This window comes from Sphingobium sp. ba1, from assembly GCF_000743655.1.
In the GTDB taxonomy this organism is placed as follows: Bacteria; Pseudomonadota; Alphaproteobacteria; order Sphingomonadales; family Sphingomonadaceae; genus Sphingobium.
Window position 1 is genome coordinate 2,175,515 of sequence record NZ_JPPQ01000069.1, and the last position, 19,441, is coordinate 2,194,955.

Below are 19,441 nucleotides of genomic sequence, written 5' to 3' on the forward strand. Positions count from 1 at the left end.
AATGCGCTCAACGCGCCGCTGTCGATCGAGCTGTACGGCCGCGCGATTGCGGGCATGCCGTCCAACATCCGCCTGCTGCCGGACATTGCGCCCGCACCCGCTTGGGCAACAGCATAACAACAGGAGAGAATGGATGCCGATACCCACGACGCAGGAGATAGCGACATTTCTGACCAGCCAAGCCATCATGTTCAGCGAAGGCCGGATCGATGATTTCATGGCTGCCTTCCGCGCGATAGCGCCGGGCGGGTTCAAGGTGCAGGATCCTGCGACGGCCCCGGTGGAGGCGGGGTGGGACAAGCTGGAGGCGCTATGCGACCAGTTTCTCGGCTGGCAGTTGGTGGTGGAGGATGTGAAGGTCAGCGGCAACGAAGCGGTCATCTACGTCCGCAACGAAGGTGTGCATGACGGGCATCCGATGAAAATCTACAGCATCGAACATTATGTGTTCGGCGACGATGGCAGCCTGCTTGCGCGCTATTTCCATCCGATGCAGTAGCAGGCCATGTCCGAGACCACATCCGTCCCGCCCGCCATCGACCCGCGCAGCCGGGCGGCGGCGTTGCGGCGGGAACGGATGCGCGACCGGCTGCTCGACACGGTATTCGACCTGTATCAGCCGGGTCAGGCGAACGGCCATCTGGTGATCGACGACGTGATCCAGGCGGCCGCCGTGTCGCGCGGCAGTTTCTACAAATATTTCGAATCGCTGGAAGCCGCCGTCGATGCGCTGGGCGAGCGGCTGACGGCGGGCATGATCGGCGATTATCGTCGGCTGTTCGATGACGATGACGCCCCGTTGCTGCGCGCGGTGGGCGGCGTGGCGATCACAATGTTGCGCGCCTGGCATGATCCGCGATGGAGCGGCTTTACCTGTCGCGTAGATTATGTCAATTATTTCGAACGCGCCAGCAGCTTTGACCTTATGGTCCGCGATGTGCTCGACGATGCCCGGCAGAAGGGGCAGATGGATTTCGCTTCCAGCGACATGGCCGTCGACCTTATCGTCGGGGTCACGATCGAAGCGCGGCGGCGGCTGATGCGGGGAGGCATGGCGCCGCGTTCCTATATGGACGAAATGCTCTTGCGGACTTTCAGGGCGCTGGATGCTTCGCCCGTCATGCTGGCTGCGGCGTTCGACACGGTGTGGCTACGGCTGGCGCGCGACGGGCCGAGTCTTGAGTGGTGGTCCGTGGGGCAGGGCGTTCCGGTCGGCTAAAGCTGGCTCGTCCCGCCGAACGATCAGGAATCAAGCGGCGTCCAGCATGGGGTGCCTGCTTTTTCCAGCGGCCCGCACTGCGCCACGCGGGTCGCGCCATTGTCCGCGATCAGGATCATCCAGTCGCCGGTGTCGCCGCAACCAATGGCCCAGACCGCATTGGTGCCGATGTCGCCCCGAAACAGCGAACGCTTCGTACTTGTACAGACCTCGCCTGCATCATGCATCAGCTTGGCGAAGGATTGCGTTCGTCCAGGCGCATCCCTTTCCTCGATCGCATTGCTGTAGCGGTTTCGGCTGCTGCCAGTGCGATGCGCTTCGGCGATGGCGATGGATGCGCCCAGCGTCGCGGCAATCACGCCGGTGGGGACCAGCGTCCATACCAATGCCCGGCGCAGGTCGCCGCCGCTATGGCCACATGCAATGCAGCCGGTTCCAAAGCCATCGATCGGCGCGCGACATTTCGGGCAGTTCATGACTCCGCACTAGCCTGCATCCCTCTCGCTCGACCCTATCCCTCGACAGGCGCAGTTCGGGCTGGGCGCAATCATTCTATAGACTATGGAATTGCCCAACCTCCCACCGGCCATAGCGCCGTCTTTGCCGCCATCGGGCGGAATGATGGGGGAACCGTTGCGTTCGCCCTCCACCCTGCGGCAGGCGGTGGTCGATCGCCTGCGCGACGCCATCGTGTCCGGCACTATCGCGCCCGGCACCTTGCTGCGCGAAACCGCACTCGCCGCCAGTCTGAACGTCAGCGCCACGCCGATCCGTGAGGCGCTTGGCACGCTGGCATCCGAAGGATTGGTGGAGATCGAGGCGCATAGGTTGAAGCGCGTCACCCCGATTGATTTCCCCGCCACCCGCGACCTGTTGCGCGTGCAATGGGAATTGTGGCGGCTGGGCTATGCCTGGGGGATGGGCTATATCGGCGCAGGGCGAGCAGTCCTGCTCGATCAGGCAATCGCTGACTATCGCACGGCGCTGGACGGGGACGACCATGCCGGAGCGATTGCCGCTGGGCTGGATTTCCACACCATCTTCATCACCGCGTCGGCGAACCGCGAACTGCTGCGCTCGACCCTTGACCGGCGCGGTCTGATCGCCCGCTTCATCCTGCTGCATGGCCTCCAGACGCTGACGACGATTGGCCTGGAACAGCATCAGGCGATCTTGGCGGCGTTCAAGGCGGGCGACCATCCCGGCGTGCTGGCCTGCCTCGATCGCATGGCCACGCGCCTGATCGCCATCGCAGATGCAGGCTGCCCGGCCGCATCCGATCACCCTTCCCGATAAGCAAGAAAGACACAGGACATGGATTTCGAACTGCCAGAGGAATATCGTTCCTTTCAGGACATGGCGCGGCGCTGGATCGACAAGGAAGTGCCCAAGGAATGGGCGCGCGCGCTGGAAAAGGACGAACACAACTACCCCTTCGCGCTGTGGGACAAATTCACCGAAGCGGGCTTTCACGGCATCGGCATATCGGAGGAGTATGACGGGCAAGGCGGCGATGTTGTCATGCAGATGCTGCTGGCGCGCGAACTGGCCCGGTCGCTGGGTGGCCTCGCCTGGATCTGGGGCATCACCAGCTTTGCCGGGTCGAAATCGATCGGCCTTTATGGGTCGCCCGAACAAAAGGCGAAATATCTGCCGCTGATCGCCACCGGGCAGTTGAAGGCCGCGATCGCCTTTACCGAGCCGAGCGGCGGCACCGACCTGTTGGGCGCGATGACCACGACAGCCGAACGGGTCGAGGGGGGCTGGAAACTCAATGGCGAAAAGATCTGGTCCTCCTCCGCCCATGTCGCCGACTATCTGCTGGTGATCGCGCGCAGCGACAAGGACGCTGAAAAGAAGCACCAGGGGCTGACCCTGTTCTGGGTGCCGATCAACACAGCGGGCGTGAAGATCACCCCGCTCGCCAAACTCGGTATGCGCTCGATGGGCAGTTGCTCGGTACATTTCGAGGACGCCTTCGTCGCCGACGAACAGGTGCTGGGGGAACCGCACAAGGCCTGGTACATGCTGCTGCCAACGCTCAACAATGAACGGATCATGGTCGGCGCCTTCTGCCTTGGCGTCATCGACGGCGTGTTGGAAGATGCGCTCGATTATATGAAGCAGCGCAAGGCGTTCGGCGGGGTCATCGGCCGATTCCAGAGCTTGCAACATTATGTCGCCGACATTGCGACCATGCAGAAGACCACCGAACTAATGCTGCATTTCTGCGCCGACAAACAGGCGCGGGGCGAAAATGTCGGGGTGGAGGCCAATATGCTCAAACTCATGGCATCGGAAAACGCCAATGCCGCCGCAGACCTGGGCATCCAGATATTGGGCGGGATGGGCTATTCCGCCGAAACCGACATGCAGCGTTACTGGCGCGACAGTCGACTGTGGCGGATCGGCCCTATCACCAATGAAATGGTGCGCAACGGCATCGCCGAAAGCCTAGGGCTGCCGCGTTCCTTCTGAACCCCGGCCCTTCTGAAAGACAGGTGAAATGGCGGGGGCGGGCGCGCAGTCTCCCCGTCGATCAAGGAGACAGACGATCATGATGTTCCCCCCGCAACCCATTCCCGACCATGTGCCGGCCGATCTGGTCAAGCCCGACTTTCCCTTCATCTTTGGCATGACGACGGACCGCGATCCGTTCGACGATATGGCGATGGCGGTGCATGAAGGCCCCGACATCATCTATGCGCCTCACGCCTATCCGGGCGGAACCGCAGCCTGGGTGCCACGGCGCATGGCGCATCTGCGCTCCATCTACCTGGACACCGAACATTTTTCGTCGACCGATTTTTCCCCCTATTCCAAACTGGTCGGCGGCAACTGGATCAATTCGCCCGCTGAGTTGGACCCGCCCGCCCATGGCCCGTTCCGCCAGATGGTAAACCCGGCCTTCACGCCCAAGGCGATGGCCGCGCTGGAGGGCAAGATCCGTCAATATGCGATCGAATATATCGACGCGTTCGCCGCGCGCGGTTCGTGCGAATTCATGAGCGAGTTCGCGTTCGAATTTCCGATCAAGGTGTTCATGGATCTGATGGGGCTGCCGCATGACCGGGTAGCGGAATTCATGGAGTGGGAACAGAACCTGCTCCACAATCACGACCTCGCGCAGATTGCCGAGGCCACACGCAGCGTGCTTGATTATCTGGGCGGGGAGATTGACGATCGACGCGCCAATCCGCGCGACGACCTTATCAGCTTCGGGGTGCAGGGTCGGATCGGCGATCGGCCACTGACGCGGGATGAACTGCTGGGCTTTATGTTCAACCTGTTCATCGGCGGGCTTGATACCGTCTCGACCAATATGGGTCTGCATTTCCGTCATCTGGGCAGCGCGATGGAGGATCAGGCGCATCTGCGCGCCAATCCGTCCGACATCCCGCATGCGATTGATGAACTGATGCGGGCCTATGGCGCGGTCACGACCTTTCGCACCTGCATCAAGGAAACGGAGGTCGCCGGCGTGCGCTTCATGCCGGGGGAAAAGGTCGCGATGTCGACCACGCTCGCGGGCCGCGATCCGGCCGAGTTCGATGCGCCGACACAGGTGCGGCTAGACCGTAAGCCACGCCATGTCGGCTTTGGCTTTGGTATCCATACCTGTGTGGGCATGCATCTGGCGCGGCGGGAATTACGGATCGCGATGGAGGAATTTCTCGCCCGCATCCCGCAATTCCGTATTGCGCCGGGTCACACGGTCGAATGCCATCTGGGCATGATCCAGCCCGTCGCACTCCCGCTGGTCTGGACTCCTGCCGCCTGATCGATGGCGGGCGTTCGTCTCGCGACGGACGCCCTACAGGTCCAGGCAGGCTGCGTCAAAATCCAGGCGCGGGTTCCGCGGATGCAGCGCTTCGGCTCGGCCATAGCCGATATTGCACAGGAAATTGGCTTTCCACCGTCCATCAGGGAAAAATTCACTGTCCACGCCCGCCGCGTCGAAGCCCGACATCGGCCCGCAATCCAGCGCCAGCGTTCGCGCCGACATGATGAGATAAGCGCCCTGCAAGGTCGATGACCGCGCCACCGTCTCGGCGATCAGCGCATCCTTCCCCTCGAACACGCTCCGCATGTCACGGGACGGGAACAGGGTAGCATATTCCTCGTAAAATCGCGTGTCCCCGGCGATGATGACGGTGCAGGGCGCCTGCGCGACCTTATCGACATTGCCCGCATTGATGTGTGGCATCAGCCGCGCCTTCGCCTCCACCGAACGAATGAAGACGAACCGTGCGGGATTGCTGTTCGCAGTCGTCGGCCCCCATTTGGCCAGATCGTAGAGCGTGCGCACTATCGCGCCGGTAACGGGCTGGTCGGTCCAGCCATTATGGGTACGCGCCTGCCGGAACAGCCGGTCCAATATGTCGGTCATGGCATCCCCCAGCCCGCTGCTTCGCGGGCAATTATGTCGTCCGCCTCCCTGCCAAGCGCCTCCCGGTCTGCCCGCTCCCACACCCGATGATCGCCCCGCGCATAGCCGCACCCATTGTCGCGATAGAGCAGCGCATCGATCACATGGTCGCGCAGCTTGTCGATCTGGCGTACAACTCGCCCGGGCGTTCCCATCACGAGTGAATGGGGCGGCACGATGGTATCAGGCGGCAGGAAACAATGCCCCGCGATGATCGATCCATGACCGATGACGCACCGCTCCATGATCGTCGCGCCAACCCCGATCAGGCAGGCCGGTTCGATCGTGCAGCCATGCACCACGGCGCGGTGGCCGATGGTGCAATAATCGCCGATGACGGTCGGATCGTCCCAGCCGATATGGACCATCGCATGATCCTGCACGCTTGCGCAGCGGCCCACCGAGACGAACGCCCGCTCGCACCGGATGACGGCATAGGGCCATAGGCTGCAATCCTCACCCAGCCGCACGTCGCCGAACAGGCGAACGGTCGGATCGACATAGGCGGGGGACATCGCGATCATCCTGCAACCAACAGCAGCGCCGCCCACTCGGTCGAGCGGGCGGCGCCGAGGGTCAATAGGCGCCCGGCGGCGAAATCGGGTCCGCACCAGTCAAGGCGCGACCGAAGATTTCGTAGCCTATGGTCGGGATATTCTGGATATGCCGTGTCGCCATCGACACGTCGCGCCAATAGCGATTGATCGGCTTGTCCAGCGCGAAGGCCGAAGACCCCACCTGGAACATCAGCGATTCGCTCGCCCCATGAACCAGTTCGATCATCTGCGCGCCCGCTGCCCGGTGCTTGGCCTTCTCCGCCATAGTGAATTCCTCGCCCAGGCCGACCCGGTCGAGCTTAGCGGTCAGGTCGAACAGGATCAGCTTGGCCGTGTCGATCATCGCGGCGGCCTCGCCCAGGTCGCGCATATAGGCGCCGGAACTTGTGCGCGGACCGATGATGGTGGTCAGCACCGGCTTCTTGGGCGCTTCTGCCCTCACGATTTCCAGCATCGCCTCCACTGCGCCGATCAACTGCGCGATGCCGGTCGTGCGTACGACCGGAACGGCGGGCAGCAGGTCGGACGGCGCACCGAAATGGCGCTTGGTCGGGTCGATCTGGCCGGTTCTCTCGGTCATCAGCGCCATCTGCGCGTCGGGAATGAACACGTCCTTGGCGATCGCGGTGTCGGACCCGGTGCCTTGCATCCCCGACACGAACCAGCTGTCCTCGATCGTCATGGCGTCCATCGGCAGGTAGCACATGTTGATGCCCGGAACGACGGGACCGTCATAATCTTCCAGCACCACGCCCTGCTGCGCCCAGGTCGACTGGCGTGACCCGGACATATAGGGCCATTTGCCATTGATGATCCAGCCGCCATCGACCTTGCGCGCCTTGCCGGGCGGGTTGTACGCGCCGCACACCGTCTGCGGACGGTCGGCGAACACCGCGTCCTGCACGCCATCAGGGGCCAGGCTGGTGATCCAGCTGGTGCCGTTGATGATCTGCATGACCCAGCTGATCGCTGGATCGCCTTTCGCGATTTCGATCTGTACGCGGCAGAAATCGGTCGGGGACAGGCCAAAACCGCCCAGACGCTGCGGCACCAGTAGGCGCAGGAAGCCTTCGTCCTTTAACATCTGGTCGACCGCCGGGGTCGGGCAGCGGCGTTTTTCGCCGTCAGGCGCTTCGCTCTGAAGGAAATCGCGCAGGCTGCGCGCCTTTTCGACCAGCGCGTCAGCCACGCTCTTGTCGGCGAAGCCGACCTTGGTGGTGGATTCTAACTTTGCCAGGGTAGCCATCAATTCATCCTCTCTTATGTTCGGCATGGTGGCCGGCGATTTGCAGCGCCCATTTGCACAACCGGTCGGGCGCCCCGTTCCAGATGGCCAGCCATTGCGGCGTGGCCGGAATGATGAGGGTGCTCAGTTGCAACCGCACCATCGTGTCGCAGAAAATGTCGCGGTCCAGGCGGCTGCCCGTCAGCATCTCGAAATGGTCAAGTACCGGGTCCAGCGCCTGCTGCACGGCGGCCTTGTGGCGGCTGAAATGACTGCGCAGGAAATTGAGGTGGAAGGCCGGTTCGACCTCGAATATGCCGTCTGGCGACCGTTCGATGGTGAAGCGGCCGTAAAAGCGCATCACCGCGCGGAACCGCTCGATCGGATCGGCTATGCCTTCGCCCGCCTCGATAATTCCCTTTTCGAAACTGCTGCATATATATTCGCTGACCGCCGCCAGCACGTCCTCCTTGGACGTGAAATAGCGGTAGAGCGTGCCGCGCGACACGCCGCTCGCCTCGCTGATGTCGCTCATCGACAGGCGCCGCGCACCGATGCTTCCGATCGCGCGCAGCGTGCCATCCAGGATTTTCTGGACGCTGCCGGATTGATCGGTGGCGACGATATCGCTCCAGTCGGTGTGCGGCATCAATTTCATGTCTGGGCTTCCATCTCGGCAAGATTGTGCGGAACGCTCACATAGCCGGGCAGATGCTGCCCGCCATCCACGTTGATCAGCTCGCCATTGACGAAACGCGACATGTCCGACGCCAGGAACAGCACCACCGGGCCGATATCCAGTTCCGGGTCGCCCGCGCGCTTCAACGGATTGCTGGCGGTCGCCATGTCCAGAAAGCCCGGCACGTCCTGCACCAGTTGCGCGAAAACCTGGCCCATGCCGGTCGGCGCGATCGCATTGGTGCGGATGTTGAACCGCCCCCATTCCACCGCCGCACTGCGGGTCAGGCCCATGATCGCGCCCTTGTTCATATTATAATCGGCATGCAGCCAGGCACCGGTCTGCGCATCGATCGAATAGAAGTTGACGATCGACCCGCCGCCCCGCGCCTTCATATGCGGGAAGGCCGCACGCATCGCCCACCAACTGCCCCAGGTGCCGATTTCCAGCGTGCGCTTGAGCATCTCGTCGGTCTTCTGTTCCAGCAGGACGTTGTCCGACAGCAGCGAGGCGTTGTTGACGAGAATGTCGATGCCGCCAAATTCGGCGACCGCGCGGTCGATCATCGCTTCCGCATCGGCCTTGACGCCGACATCGGCGGACATGCCGACGGCGCGCATGCCAAACTCCGCCGAAATCTCTGCCGCTACCGCTTCCGCCGCCGCGCCGTCGCGCCCGGTGATGAGCAGATGCGCACCCTCCCGCGCCAGGCAGCGGGATATGCCATGGCCCAACCCCTTGGCCCCGCCGGTGACGATCGCAACCTTGTCCTGTACCAAAGCCGTCACGCCGCAACTCCCATTAGTGGCTCGCTCAGGGCACGGTCCATGTCCATGCGTTCCTGGCAATAATCCTGTGTGAAGACATAGCCGCGGACAGCGCCATCGCCGTCGCGGAACAGATATTTCAGGCCCATCGCGTCGTTCGCCGCTTCCTCCCACGCACCCGCCACGCCCTGCGGCGTGGGCAGCAGCACGACGGGGCAGGCGGTCGTCTTGACCTGCACTGACAGCGGGGGAAAGCGAATGTCGGTCGGCGTGCCTAGCGCACTGGGCGCGATCGCGCGCGCGGCGGCCATGATCGGCGTGATATAGGCGGCCAGACCGCTGGGATATTGGGCACAGTCGCCGATCGCGAAAATGTCCGGATCGCTGGTGCGACCGGTCTGGTCGACCAGGATGCCGCGCTCCACGATCAGCCCGGCATCCTGCGCCAGTTGCACGTTCGGACGCAGGCCGACGGCGGACAACACCACCGCCGCCTCCACGACCAGCCCATCGTCCAGTTCCGCGCGGATGCCACCTTCCGCCTTGTGGATCGCCATCACCTTGCGGCCCAGATGCCATTCCACGCCCTTGGCGCTCAGTGTATCGCGGATGCGCGCGCCCACGGCGGGCGGCACCAATTGCGCCAGTGGGTGACCGAGCATGTCGACCACGACCGGCCGATAGCCGGTCGCCGCCAGGTCATTGGCAAATTCCGTGCCCACAAGCCCGCTGCCCATGATGAGCACGCGCGCGCCGTCGGCCAATTTTTCACGAAATTCCCGATAATGGTCGATGCTATTGACCGCCATCGCCCGGTGGGCCGCATCGCCGTCAATTGGCGGCCGTATAGGGTCCGCCCCCAGCGCTAGCACCAGCCGGTCGTAAAAGATCGGCCCGCCGGTGGTCAGCACCGCCTTGTCCTGCCGGTCGATCGCCTCGACCACCCGACCGGCGCGCAGGTCCAGCTTCAACTGCGTCGCCATTTTCTCCGCCGCCGTGGTGACCAGCGTATCGGCCACCTTGCCCTTGGCTAGTGCGGTGGACAAAGCGGGCTTGGAATAGAAATGTCCGTCATCTTGCGTCACCAAGGTCAGCCGGGCGCCCGGTGCGAGTTTGCGCAACTCACGCAGGACCCCATAGCCAGCCAAGCCGCTGCCGATCACCACGATATGGGGGGAGCCTGTCATTGCCATCACCCCGTCAGAGGAAGATCGCGAAGTTGGACATGCCCAGCGTCGATTGATCGACGATAATTTCGCGCACGGCCAGCTTGTAGGCACCATCGACCAGCCGCCACACGTCCCGCCGTTCGGCCGTGATCGACTCGTTTTCCGGGTTATCGAACCGGCTGCGCTCGACGTACAGATAGCTCACAACTTCATATTCGCCTGCCGTCTCGCACTGGGCAATACGGACATTGGTGACGAAGCGGCGCGTGCGCGATGGCGGATCTTCCGCCCAGGCGCTTTTCGACAGGCGCCCGGTCCGCATCAGGATCGACGCATAATTCTCGTCGAAATGCTTCATCGTGCGCACGACGTCGCGGTCCTTGTTGGGACCGTTGCGGGTCAGGCGCAGGGGCGCTGTATAGACCAGATCCTGCTCCAAATAGGCGACCCAGTCGTCGAACCGGCGCTCGTCAAGCGCCGCCGCCTCGTCATACAGGGTTTCGAGCAGGCGGTTATAGACCTCCGAACCCAACGGCACGCGCTGGGTGGATACAAGCCCGCGCATGACGCTCGTCTTGTCGATCGCGGCGGTCGCGTAGTTCACGGTCATGTTGTGATCCTCTCTCTTCGCGTCGCTCAGGCTTCGGCCATCAGGTCATAATAGGCCGACCACCACGCCCATTGCGTGTCGTCCTTGGTAAAGCCAGGATATAGATCACCCCCGCCGACCCAGCCTTCGGGCCGTTCATGACCATGGAGCGCCTGATATTTCAGCGTCATGGTCTTGCTCATATGCCCGCGCGAATTGCGCATGATCTGCGGCCATGTGTCGGCGTCGTCCTGCTCGATCGTGCCGGACGTGCCGGTGGACCAGATAGCGTTTTGGAGCATGTCCCGCTTTACGTCCTCCGGCGCATCCTTCTCGGCGAAGATGAAGTTGATGAACTCCACCTTGTCCGGCCCGCGCGGCACATAAGTGTGTAGCGAAAGCGCGCCCGACGCGCCGCCATCCATGCGCGGCGCAAAGATGAAGGCGATCAGGATATTGGGGAACATGCCGCCGACCTGCGGAGGGATGGTCGCCAGCTGGTTGACCTGCGCTTCCGACAGATTCTTGAACAGCTGCGGGATCATGTCCTTGGTCACGCCCGGCGGGGTCAGCAGGTTCAGCCGCTCCTCGGTCGTCTTGCCCTCGAAACTGATGTCGGCAAACATCTTGAAGGTCTGCGCCGCTTCCAGGCAGCGCAGCGTGTGCCCCTGCGGCACCGAGATATCGACGCCATACATGCCGGGCGCGGTGTCGTAGATCGACTCGGCCGTGCCGCCCATGATGCCGCCTTCCATCAGCGACCGGTGCAGCGTCAACGTGTGGAAACCGTCCGAACCCGACTGTTCGCCGGGGATCTTCCAGTTGCACGGCAGCACGAAGCGCTGCGGGGGGCCAAGCATTTCCAGGCCATTGTCGGTGCGGCAGAATAGCTGGTCGAGATAGAATTTCGCGTCGCCCAGATAATCCTCGAACGACAGATCTTTGCTCCATGTCGCAAAGATCAGCCCGCCATAAAGATGTACCCGCGCCTTTTTCAGGCCCAGTTCGTCCTTGCTGTGGCGGTTGCCGTGCATCTGTTCCTTTTCGATCGGCGCGCCGATGAAGCTGCCGTCGGAACGGAACGCCCAGCCATGATAGATGCAGCGATGCGCTGCGGCATTGCCCGCTTCGGCGGTGCACACCTTCATGCCGCGATGTGGACAGACGTTGAGCATGACGTGCACTTCGCCGTCGCGTGCCCGCGAGACGATCACATTATCCTCGGCCATGTCGCGCATGACATAGTCGCCCGCCTTGGGAATTTCCGACTCATGGCCCAGCAACAGCCAGGTCCGCGCGAAGACGCGCTCCATTTCCAGTTCGTATAGTTCCTTGTCGTTCATCACCCGCAGCGACACTTCGTTCATGTCGCGGTTGATGAGGTCGTCGAGCGTGGTCCCATCGCTCAGAGTCAACCCGGCCTTGTGCAGCATCTTCCTCTCCTCGGAAAATCCATCGTGAATCACGTTATACATATTGAACTAAATCTGTTCAAGCTGTAATGTTGTGTCATAAGGAGAGGATGATGAGTCAGACGTTGAAGGTGGTGATCGATAAGGCAGCCTGCTGCGGCTATGGCGTGTGCGCCGAAATCTGTCCTGAAGTGTACAAGCTCGATTCCAACGGCATCGTTTTCGTCGATGATCCCATCGTGCCAGCGGGTCTGGAGGAGCAGGCGCGCGAAGGGGCGGAGGCCTGTCCCCAGGCGGCACTTGCTGTCGTCGACGCCTGATTGGCTGCTGCGCATCCCATGGCGAAAGGCTCTGCCCGCTGAGCCGATGAGGCACCCGCCGATGGGTAGGTTCCTCGTCGCGCGTCGCTGCGGCAGCAGCGCGGCCATGGGACGCCAGGGAGAATGGAAGATGACTGACGCTAGAGACATGCTGTTCACGCCCGTCAATGTGGCGGGCCTGCGCCTGCGCAACCGCTTCGTCATGGCGCCGATGACCCGCAATTTCGCACCGGGCGGTGTGCCGTCTGACGGGGTCCCCGCTTATTATCGTCGCCGTGCGGAAGCGGATGTCGGCCTGATCGTGACCGAAGGCATCGGGGTGGATCATCCGGCCGCCCTGGGGCGCGAATCCATGGGCGGCGGCGCGTCTCCGCTCCTGCATGGCGACGCAGCGATGGCACGCTGGCGCGCCATCGTCGCGGGCGTCCATACTGCTGGCGGGCTTATCGTCCCGCAATTATGGCATCAGGGTGTCATCCGCGTGCCGGGCACCGGCTATGATCCGCACGCCCCCTCCGCCCGGCCATCGGGCATCTGGGGGCCGACCGACAGGGCGATGGTACCGCCCGATTATCTCGACGCGGTGCGGGAACCCACGACGCCGCTGACCGACAGCGAAATCGGCGACATCATCGCCGCCTTCGCCCGCAGCGCGGCCAACGCCCGCGCGGTCGGCTTCGATGGCATCGCGCTGCATGGCGCCCATGGCTATCTGATCGACAGTTTCCTGTGGCACCGCACCAATCTGCGCGATGACCGCTGGGGTGGGGATGCTGCCACCCGCGCGCTGTTCGCAGCGGAAGTCGTACGCGCCGTCCGCGCCGCGACTGCGCCCGACTTCCCGATCATCTTCCGCTTCTCGCAATGGAAATTGCAGGATTATGACGCCCGCAGCGCCCAGACGCCCGATGAACTGGCCGCCATGCTGGCCCCGATCGCGGACGCCGGTGTCGACATCTTTGACGCCAGCACCCGCCTGTTTTCGACCCCCGCGTTCGAAGGGTCGGACATGGGCCTTGCCGGATGGATCAAGCAGCTGACTGGCAAGCCAGTAATCGCGGTCGGTGGCGTCGGCCTCAGCAAGGATCTGCAATCCTCCTTCGCCCAGCCAACGGTGATGACCGATAATCTGGATTTGGTGGCGGACCGCATGGCGCAGGGCGAATTTGACCTGATCGCCGTCGGCCGCGCGCTGCTGATGGACCCCTACTGGGTCCGCAAGATGCGCGATGGCAGCGCGGTCGATCCGTTCCGGCTGGAGGCTTACGCCACGCTGGATTAATGCGTGTCCGCGGCGGCATAGACCTGAATCCGCGCCATATTGGTGCGATCCGACTGCGCCGCCATGTACCGCACGGCATTAGCCACGTCGCCGGGCTGCATAGCGGGGATGAAACTGTCCCAGGCGGGCTGGCCGCGCGCTTTCATATCCTCGAAAATCTCCGTGCTGGTGGTGCCTGGCGCGACAATGCCGACCTTGACCCCGCTGCCCGCCAGCTCGACGCGCAGGCAATCGGTGAACGCCTCCAGCGCCCGCTTCAGCCCGCCATAGACGCCCACTCCCGGCGCGATGATGTTCGCGCCGATGCTGGATATGTTAATGATCTGGCCAGTGCCCGCCGCCTTCATCGACCGCCCGAACAACGTGCAGGTCCGCACCACCGCTTCATAATTTAGCGCGATCATCGGTCGTAACTGGTCCAGGTCGAACTGATCGATCGACGCGGCATGAAGGATGCCGGCATTGTTCACGAGGATGTCAGCGCGCCCGAACTGCGCCATCACCCTATCATGCAGCCGCTGAGGCGCGTCCGCCTCGGCCATGTCGGCCACGAAGGGCAGGCAGTCGGCGCCAAGGTCCTCCGCCAGCGCCGCGAGCCGATCCGCCCGGCGCGCCACCAGCACCAGCGTCGCACCCGCGCCCGCTAACGCATGCGCCGTAGCTGCGCCGATACCCGACGACGCACCGGTCACGATCGCGATCTTCCCCGTCAAACTGGTCATGGCATCTCTCCTTCATCCATTGTCAGACGAGGCGGATCAGCCGCTTGCCGTCATTTTCGCCACGGTAAAGCCCCGCCAGCGCATCCCGGCAGGCTTCGATTCCGTCCAATATCTCTTCCCGCCAGGTCAGGCGGCCCTCGCCGATCCACGCGCGCAACTGGGCTACGGCATCGCCATAGCGGTCCATATGGTCGAAGATGACGAACCCCTCCATCCGCGCGCGCTTGACCAGCAGATGGCGCTCGACCCGCGGCCCTTGCGGCCAGGGTTCCCAGCGATCGATGGACGCAGTGCCGCACAGCACGACCCGGCCCTTCATGGCCAGATGCGACAGCACCGCGTCGCTGATGGCCCCCGCCACATTGTCGAAATAAATGTCGATCCCCTCCGGCGCGATCTGCGCCACCGCCGATCCCACATCTTCCCCGCGATAATCGATCGCGCTGTCATAGCCGAAGTGCTCGACGCATCGCCGCGCCTTGTCCGGGCCACCCGCGATGCCTATCGTGCGGCACCCCAATATACGAGCAATCTGCCCCACCGCTGATCCGACGGCCCCGGCGGCCGTGGACACCAGCACAGTCTCACCCGCGCGCGGCTGGCCGATCATCGTCAGCGCCAGATAGGCGGTGACGCCGTTGATCCCTAATATGCCCAACGACGCGCGCATTTCCGCTGCGCTGGTCCGCTGCACCACCTGGTCTATCGAAACGCAGGCATAGTCCTGCCAGCCAAACCAGCCCGCGACATGATCGCCGATCTGATAGGCCGCGTCGCCCGATGCTACCACCTGTCCCGCGGCCAGCGCGCGCATCACCGATCCGATCGGCACCGGCGCGGCATAATTGCCGCGATCGGCTATCCAGCCGCGCATCGCCGGTTCAACCGACAGATAATGATTGCGCACCAGTATCTGGCCGGGACCGGGCTGGTCGATCGGGCCGGGCCGGATCGCGAAATCGGCTGCCTGCGCGATGCCGGTCGGCCGTGCGACCAGAATCACCTGGCGGTTGGCATCACCCATCCAGCCCGGCCTTGACCATCGTGAATTTCCGCCGGGATATGCGCCATCCGGCCGATGTGCGGATCAGGCAATCGTCATAGTAGCCGGTGGCTCGATGAGTCACGCCCTGGATCTGGTCCATCAGGATGGCGTCAACATAGCTGCGCGCGACGATTTCGTCGTTACAGCTTTCCACCACGATATTGCTGATCCGGTGCAGCGTCGCGCCCATATGGCGGTGCGCGCCTTCCATATATTCGGTGATCTCGCGCGGCCCGCGCCAGCGGCCGAAGCGGCCATAATCGGCTTCGCAATCCCGTGCGAAGCAGGTGCGGAACAGCGGCCAGTCGCGCGTGTCGATCCCGGTCGCATAGCGCATCAGCAAATGGTGGATCGCCCGCTCGTCATCCGCCGAAAGCAGCGCCCTGCGCGTGAGGCTGCCATGTGCCGCCATTCTGATCCTCCCTCATGTCGTTGGACAACATAGGAAAGGGACGGCGGATCTTGCCCGCCAAACGATAGGATCGAGCCGACGGCCGATCATTTCTTTGGCAGGGCATAGGCAATCAACTGGTCGCTGGAACCAGACAGCATCGCGCCGTGGCCACCGGCCGCGATCACCACGAACTGGCGCCCGCTGGCGTTGGACCAATAGCTGCTGGGCGACGCATTGCCGCCGGCGGGCAGGCGCGCTTTCCACAGCAGGCGGCCGGTCGCTGTGTCATAGGAGCGGAACGCATGTTCCTGGGTCGCGCCTATAAACGTCAGCCCGCTGGCCGTCGCCACCGATCCGCCGATATTGGGCACCCCCATCGGAATCGGCACGAAGGTCGGCAGCGCCAGCGGCCCGCTGTCGCGCGACGTGCCCAGCAGGCGACTCCACACCATCTTCCCGGTTTTCAAGTCCACGGCATTGATCCGGCCATAGGGCGGCTGCTGGCAGGGAATGGCAAGCGGCGACAGGAACGGCGCGATCTGCGCGGCATAGGGCACGCCCTGTTGCGCCGCGGGGCCACCGACATCGCCCATATGGACGGCGTTCATCGGCTTGATGCCGCGCCGGTTGGCCTCTGCGCGCGGGATCAGGCGGTTATAATTGCCGACCTGGTTGTTGTTGACGATCATCAGCGCGCGCCGGGGATCGACCGAGACCCCGCCCCAATCGATCCCGCCCAGATAGCCGGGCCAGGTGATCGTCGGATGCTGCGTCGACAGCGGCGTCATGTCGCCATCGAACCGCGCCTCCCTGAACCGGATGCGGCAGATTGCCTGGTCGATCGGGGTCAGCCCCCACATGCCCTTTTCCGTCGGGCGTGGCCCGGTAAAGCTGGGGATGCCGACCGAATAGGGCTGGGTTTTCGACAGGCGTTCGCCCGGCACCACCCCCTGGGGCACGGGGCGTTCCTCGACCGGCAGGATCGGCTTGCCGGTCGCGCGGTCGAGGAAGAAGATTTCGCCGCGCTTGGTGGGCTGGAGCAGGCCGCGCACCCCGCCGGGCAGGTCGATCAGCGTGGGCTGGGCCGGCACGTCATAATCCCACAGATCATGATGCGTCGTCTGGAACGACCATCGCACCGCGCCGGTCATGCCGTCCAGGGCAATCACCGAACTGGCGTAGCGATCATCGTTGGCCGTCCGGTGCCCGCCGAAATAATCGGGCGTGGCGTTGCCTGTCGGCACATAGACCAGGCCCAGCGTCTCGTCCGAACTCATCGGCGCCCAGCTATTGGGCGTGCCGGGCGTGAATGTCGCGCCGGGCGCCGGCAGGCCATGGTCGTCGGGGCGGCCGATGTCGAATGCCCAGGCGAAATCGCCGGTCACTGCATCGAAAGCGCGAATGACGCCCGACGGCTCCCTGATCTTCTGCCCGTCCGTTACCCAGCCGCCCAGCACCAGCCGCCCGCGCACCAGGGCGGGGGGCGAAGTGACGAAATAATAGCCCTTGTCCACCTGGCCCAGCCCTGTCTTCAGGTCGACCTGTCCGCCGCGCCCGAAACCGGGGCAGGGCCGCCCAGTCGCGGCATCCAGCGCGATCAGCCGCGCGTCGAGCGTGGCGGTGAAGATGCGTTCGGCGCAGGCCCCCGTAGCGCCGGGCACTCGATAATAGGTCACGCCCCGGCACACCAGGCCATAGACCCCGGCCAGGTCGGTCTTGGGATTATGCCGCCACAATTGCCGCCCGGTTTCCGGGTCCAGCGCGATCACGTCATTATTGCCCGCGCACAGGAACAGGCGGTTACCGACCTTGATCGGGTTGACCTGAAAGGCGGTGCCCTGTTTGCCGTCGCCCACCTTGCCGGTGCGATAGGTCCACGCCGGTTGGAGGTTGCCGACATTGGACGGGCTGATCTGTTCCAGCGCGGAATAGCGCGATCCGCCTCGGTCGTTGCCATAGGCGATCCAGTCACCATCGGCCGCGCTGGCGGGGGCCGGACCCCATATCCGACTCGCCGCGGCAGGCGTGCGATCGGCCCAGAAGGCCAAGCCGACGCCAGCCACCACGATCAGCGCCAGCGCGGGCCACAGCACACGTCCGCCCGGCAACGGGGCGGATCGCCCGACGTGGCGCCGATAATAGGGGGTCAGCATATAGAGGCCAAGGCACAGCGGCATGGCCAGGCGCGGGGCCAGCGCCCATCCGTCCAGCCCTACCTCCCACAAGGCCCAGGCGAGGTTCGCCGCCAGAAAAGCCCAGAACAAAGCGATCGACAGCGGAGCTCTCCGCCAGCCGAGCAGCGCGACGACGACCATGACCAGCCCGGACAGCAGATACCAGGGCGATCCGCCGAGCATCAGCAAACGCCCACCAAGCCATGCAAGCGAAAACCCCGTCACGACAAGCAGGATCAGGAAGGCGGCATTAAGGAAGCGTTGCATGAAGGCACCTTGGCGCACGGGGGCAGGGAAGGGGGCGACGGATGCGATCAGGCAGGCAGTTGTGCGGTCAGCCAGTCGGGCACGTTCATGCGATAGCATTTCTGTTCGTACAGGCGGCTGATCCGCCATCCCGCAGGCGTGCGGACATAATCATGGATATACCACAGGCCGAAAACCAGCGTCTCGGCGTTCGTGCCATCGCTGACGGTCATGGGATTGATGCAGACGGTCTTGGTCTGCGCGCGGTCGCCATCGATGTTGTAGCGGGTGGTCGATACCCCGTGCTGGAACGCCAGGATCGGCGTCAGGCTGCTCGCCAGAAACTGTTTGATCTCGGCCAGGCTGCCCGAAACGCCGACCATTTCGGAATAGTCGATCACCGCGTCGGCCGTGAAATACTGGTCCAGCGCATCCCAGTCGCGGCTGTCGACCGCGTAGCAATAGCCCACGATCAAATCCTGTATTTCGAACCGGTCCGACATCTCCTGCACGGTCAGCATCACCCACTCTCCTTCATTCTATAGAATGATTGGTCGCACAGGCCGGTTGGCCAGCCGCCTTTCGTTGGGTAGGTGTCGAAGGGATAGCGACAGGGGATGAGGCGTTACCGCAGGCACATGTCAGCGGGCCAATTTGCCTCAAGCATTTATCTAGGAGAGTATAAATGGGTCTAGCCCCGTTCACCGAAGCCGATTTCGTCCTGTCCGCAGAGACACGGGCTGAAATCACCGCCGGGCTGACCGACAGCCAGGCATATATGGTCAATCACTGGATGGACCTGCACGAAGTCATTAATCGCGGTGACTGGGACGGCATGGATGCCTTCTTCAATACCGACACCATGACCTATGACAATCCAAACCGGCCGGACCTGGGCACCTATCATGTCTGGAAAACCTCGCCGCAGGGCCTGTACACCACTTTCCCGCCCAGCATCTATCGCACGATCAAGGCATGGGGCCGGGGCGAGGATGAAATCTGCGTGCTGTGCCATCATCATGGTAAGCATACCGGCGGTCCCTATATGGGCGTCCAGCCGACTGGCAACGAACTCAACGTCCTGTGGTTCTCCTGGCTGCGCTTCCGCGACGGCAAGATCGACCATATCTATTCGATCTCGGACGTGCTGACGATGCTCAAGGATCTGGAAGTCATCAAGGTGCCGCAGCCGGTCGACCCGTATAAATAAGC

The 19,441-nt window shown here is 63.4% G+C and carries 22 protein-coding genes; 8 read left to right on the forward strand and 14 right to left on the reverse strand.

Annotated elements, in window-relative coordinates; translation table 11 throughout:
- Window positions 1–133 precede the first annotated feature (133 nt).
- Both IL54_RS13615 and IL54_RS13620 read left to right on the forward strand, forming a co-directional pair.
- Window positions 134–499 (forward strand): hypothetical protein, encoded by a 366-nt coding sequence (locus IL54_RS13615; RefSeq protein WP_037476405.1) that lies wholly within the window; start codon window positions 134–136, stop codon window positions 497–499.
- A 6-nt stretch (window positions 500–505) separates the two neighbouring features.
- Window positions 506–1,219 (forward strand): TetR/AcrR family transcriptional regulator, encoded by a 714-nt coding sequence (locus IL54_RS13620; RefSeq protein ID WP_037476406.1) that lies wholly within the window; start codon window positions 506–508, stop codon window positions 1,217–1,219.
- 23 nt (window positions 1,220–1,242) lie between these two features.
- Here IL54_RS13620 and IL54_RS13625 read toward each other — a convergent pair whose 3' ends face one another.
- Window positions 1,243–1,695: a hypothetical protein gene (locus tag IL54_RS13625; protein WP_237748879.1), complete on the reverse strand. Its 453-nt coding sequence runs from the start codon at window positions 1,693–1,695 to the stop codon at window positions 1,243–1,245.
- A 157-nt stretch (window positions 1,696–1,852) separates the two neighbouring features.
- Here IL54_RS13625 and IL54_RS13630 point away from each other — a divergent pair, with 157 nt between their 5' ends.
- From IL54_RS13630 to IL54_RS13640, 3 genes are all read left to right on the forward strand, one after another.
- Window positions 1,853–2,515 carry a GntR family transcriptional regulator gene (locus tag IL54_RS13630; RefSeq protein WP_237748880.1) on the forward strand — a complete coding sequence of 221 codons (663 nt, stop codon included), beginning with the start codon at window positions 1,853–1,855 and terminating at the stop codon, window positions 2,513–2,515.
- Window positions 2,516–2,533: 18 nt separating this feature from the next.
- The gene (locus tag IL54_RS13635) at window positions 2,534–3,697 is read left to right on the forward strand and encodes an acyl-CoA dehydrogenase family protein (RefSeq protein ID WP_037476407.1); all 1,164 of its coding nucleotides are present in this window, start codon (window positions 2,534–2,536) and stop codon (window positions 3,695–3,697) included.
- Between the two features lie 79 nt (window positions 3,698–3,776).
- Window positions 3,777–5,000: a cytochrome P450 gene (locus IL54_RS13640; protein ID WP_037476408.1), complete on the forward strand. Its 1,224-nt coding sequence runs from the start codon at window positions 3,777–3,779 to the stop codon at window positions 4,998–5,000.
- Between the two features lie 33 nt (window positions 5,001–5,033).
- Here the strand turns inward: IL54_RS13640 and IL54_RS13645 are convergent, their stop codons facing one another.
- The 8 genes from IL54_RS13645 to IL54_RS13680 all read right to left on the reverse strand — a co-directional run bounded on the left by IL54_RS13645 (window position 5,034) and on the right by IL54_RS13680 (window position 12,067).
- A complete protein-coding gene (locus IL54_RS13645) occupies window positions 5,034–5,609 on the reverse strand; it encodes a malonic semialdehyde reductase (protein ID WP_037476409.1) in 576 nt (191 codons plus the stop codon).
- A complete protein-coding gene (locus IL54_RS13650) occupies window positions 5,606–6,163 on the reverse strand; it encodes a gamma carbonic anhydrase family protein (RefSeq protein WP_037478665.1) in 558 nt (185 codons plus the stop codon). Before IL54_RS13650 ends, IL54_RS13645 begins: the two co-directional genes overlap by 4 nt.
- Before the next feature lie 61 nt (window positions 6,164–6,224).
- The gene (locus IL54_RS13655; protein ID WP_237748881.1) at window positions 6,225–7,451 is read right to left on the reverse strand and encodes an acyl-CoA dehydrogenase family protein; all 1,227 of its coding nucleotides are present in this window, start codon (window positions 7,449–7,451) and stop codon (window positions 6,225–6,227) included.
- 4 nt (window positions 7,452–7,455) lie between these two features.
- Window positions 7,456–8,088 carry a TetR/AcrR family transcriptional regulator gene (locus IL54_RS13660; RefSeq protein WP_037476410.1) on the reverse strand — a complete coding sequence of 211 codons (633 nt, stop codon included), beginning with the start codon at window positions 8,086–8,088 and terminating at the stop codon, window positions 7,456–7,458.
- Window positions 8,085–8,897: an SDR family NAD(P)-dependent oxidoreductase gene (locus IL54_RS13665; protein ID WP_037476411.1), complete on the reverse strand. Its 813-nt coding sequence runs from the start codon at window positions 8,895–8,897 to the stop codon at window positions 8,085–8,087. The genes IL54_RS13660 and IL54_RS13665 overlap by 4 nt, the downstream gene beginning before the upstream one ends.
- Window positions 8,894–10,063 carry an FAD-dependent oxidoreductase gene (locus tag IL54_RS13670; RefSeq protein ID WP_037478669.1) on the reverse strand — a complete coding sequence of 390 codons (1,170 nt, stop codon included), beginning with the start codon at window positions 10,061–10,063 and terminating at the stop codon, window positions 8,894–8,896. Before IL54_RS13670 ends, IL54_RS13665 begins: the two co-directional genes overlap by 4 nt.
- Before the next feature lie 13 nt (window positions 10,064–10,076).
- Window positions 10,077–10,655, reverse strand: coding sequence for a 3-phenylpropionate/cinnamic acid dioxygenase subunit beta (locus tag IL54_RS13675; protein ID WP_037476412.1), 579 nt, complete (start codon window positions 10,653–10,655; stop codon window positions 10,077–10,079).
- Window positions 10,656–10,681: 26 nt separating this feature from the next.
- Window positions 10,682–12,067 carry an aromatic ring-hydroxylating dioxygenase subunit alpha gene (locus IL54_RS13680; protein WP_037476414.1) on the reverse strand — a complete coding sequence of 462 codons (1,386 nt, stop codon included), beginning with the start codon at window positions 12,065–12,067 and terminating at the stop codon, window positions 10,682–10,684.
- 89 nt (window positions 12,068–12,156) lie between these two features.
- Here IL54_RS13680 and IL54_RS13685 point away from each other — a divergent pair, with 89 nt between their 5' ends.
- Entirely contained in the window at window positions 12,157–12,366 is a 210-nt protein-coding gene (locus IL54_RS13685) for a ferredoxin (RefSeq protein WP_237748882.1), read from the forward strand.
- Window positions 12,367–12,496: 130 nt separating this feature from the next.
- Window positions 12,497–13,648 carry an oxidoreductase gene (locus IL54_RS13690; protein WP_052027783.1) on the forward strand — a complete coding sequence of 384 codons (1,152 nt, stop codon included), beginning with the start codon at window positions 12,497–12,499 and terminating at the stop codon, window positions 13,646–13,648.
- On the opposite strand, the gene IL54_RS13695 is transcribed toward IL54_RS13690, so the two are convergent.
- The 5 genes from IL54_RS13695 to IL54_RS13715 all read right to left on the reverse strand — a co-directional run bounded on the left by IL54_RS13695 (window position 13,645) and on the right by IL54_RS13715 (window position 18,750).
- Window positions 13,645–14,370, reverse strand: coding sequence for an SDR family oxidoreductase (locus IL54_RS13695; RefSeq protein ID WP_037476416.1), 726 nt, complete (start codon window positions 14,368–14,370; stop codon window positions 13,645–13,647). The genes IL54_RS13690 and IL54_RS13695 overlap by 4 nt on opposite strands.
- A 22-nt stretch (window positions 14,371–14,392) precedes the next feature.
- Window positions 14,393–15,394, reverse strand: a complete 1,002-nt coding sequence (locus tag IL54_RS13700; protein ID WP_037476418.1) for an NADP-dependent oxidoreductase — start codon at window positions 15,392–15,394, stop codon at window positions 14,393–14,395.
- The gene (locus IL54_RS13705) at window positions 15,387–15,827 is read right to left on the reverse strand and encodes a nuclear transport factor 2 family protein (RefSeq protein WP_052027697.1); all 441 of its coding nucleotides are present in this window, start codon (window positions 15,825–15,827) and stop codon (window positions 15,387–15,389) included. Before IL54_RS13705 ends, IL54_RS13700 begins: the two co-directional genes overlap by 8 nt.
- 86 nt (window positions 15,828–15,913) lie before the next feature.
- Window positions 15,914–18,250, reverse strand: coding sequence for a membrane-bound PQQ-dependent dehydrogenase, glucose/quinate/shikimate family (locus IL54_RS13710; protein ID WP_037478676.1), 2,337 nt, complete (start codon window positions 18,248–18,250; stop codon window positions 15,914–15,916).
- Window positions 18,251–18,297: 47 nt separating this feature from the next.
- Complete coding sequence (locus IL54_RS13715; RefSeq protein WP_237748883.1) at window positions 18,298–18,750, reverse strand: nuclear transport factor 2 family protein; 453 nt, start codon at window positions 18,748–18,750, stop codon at window positions 18,298–18,300.
- Between the two features lie 164 nt (window positions 18,751–18,914).
- Here IL54_RS13715 and IL54_RS13720 point away from each other — a divergent pair, with 164 nt between their 5' ends.
- A complete protein-coding gene (locus IL54_RS13720) occupies window positions 18,915–19,439 on the forward strand; it encodes an ester cyclase (RefSeq protein WP_037476425.1) in 525 nt (174 codons plus the stop codon).
- Window positions 19,440–19,441 lie beyond the last annotated feature (2 nt).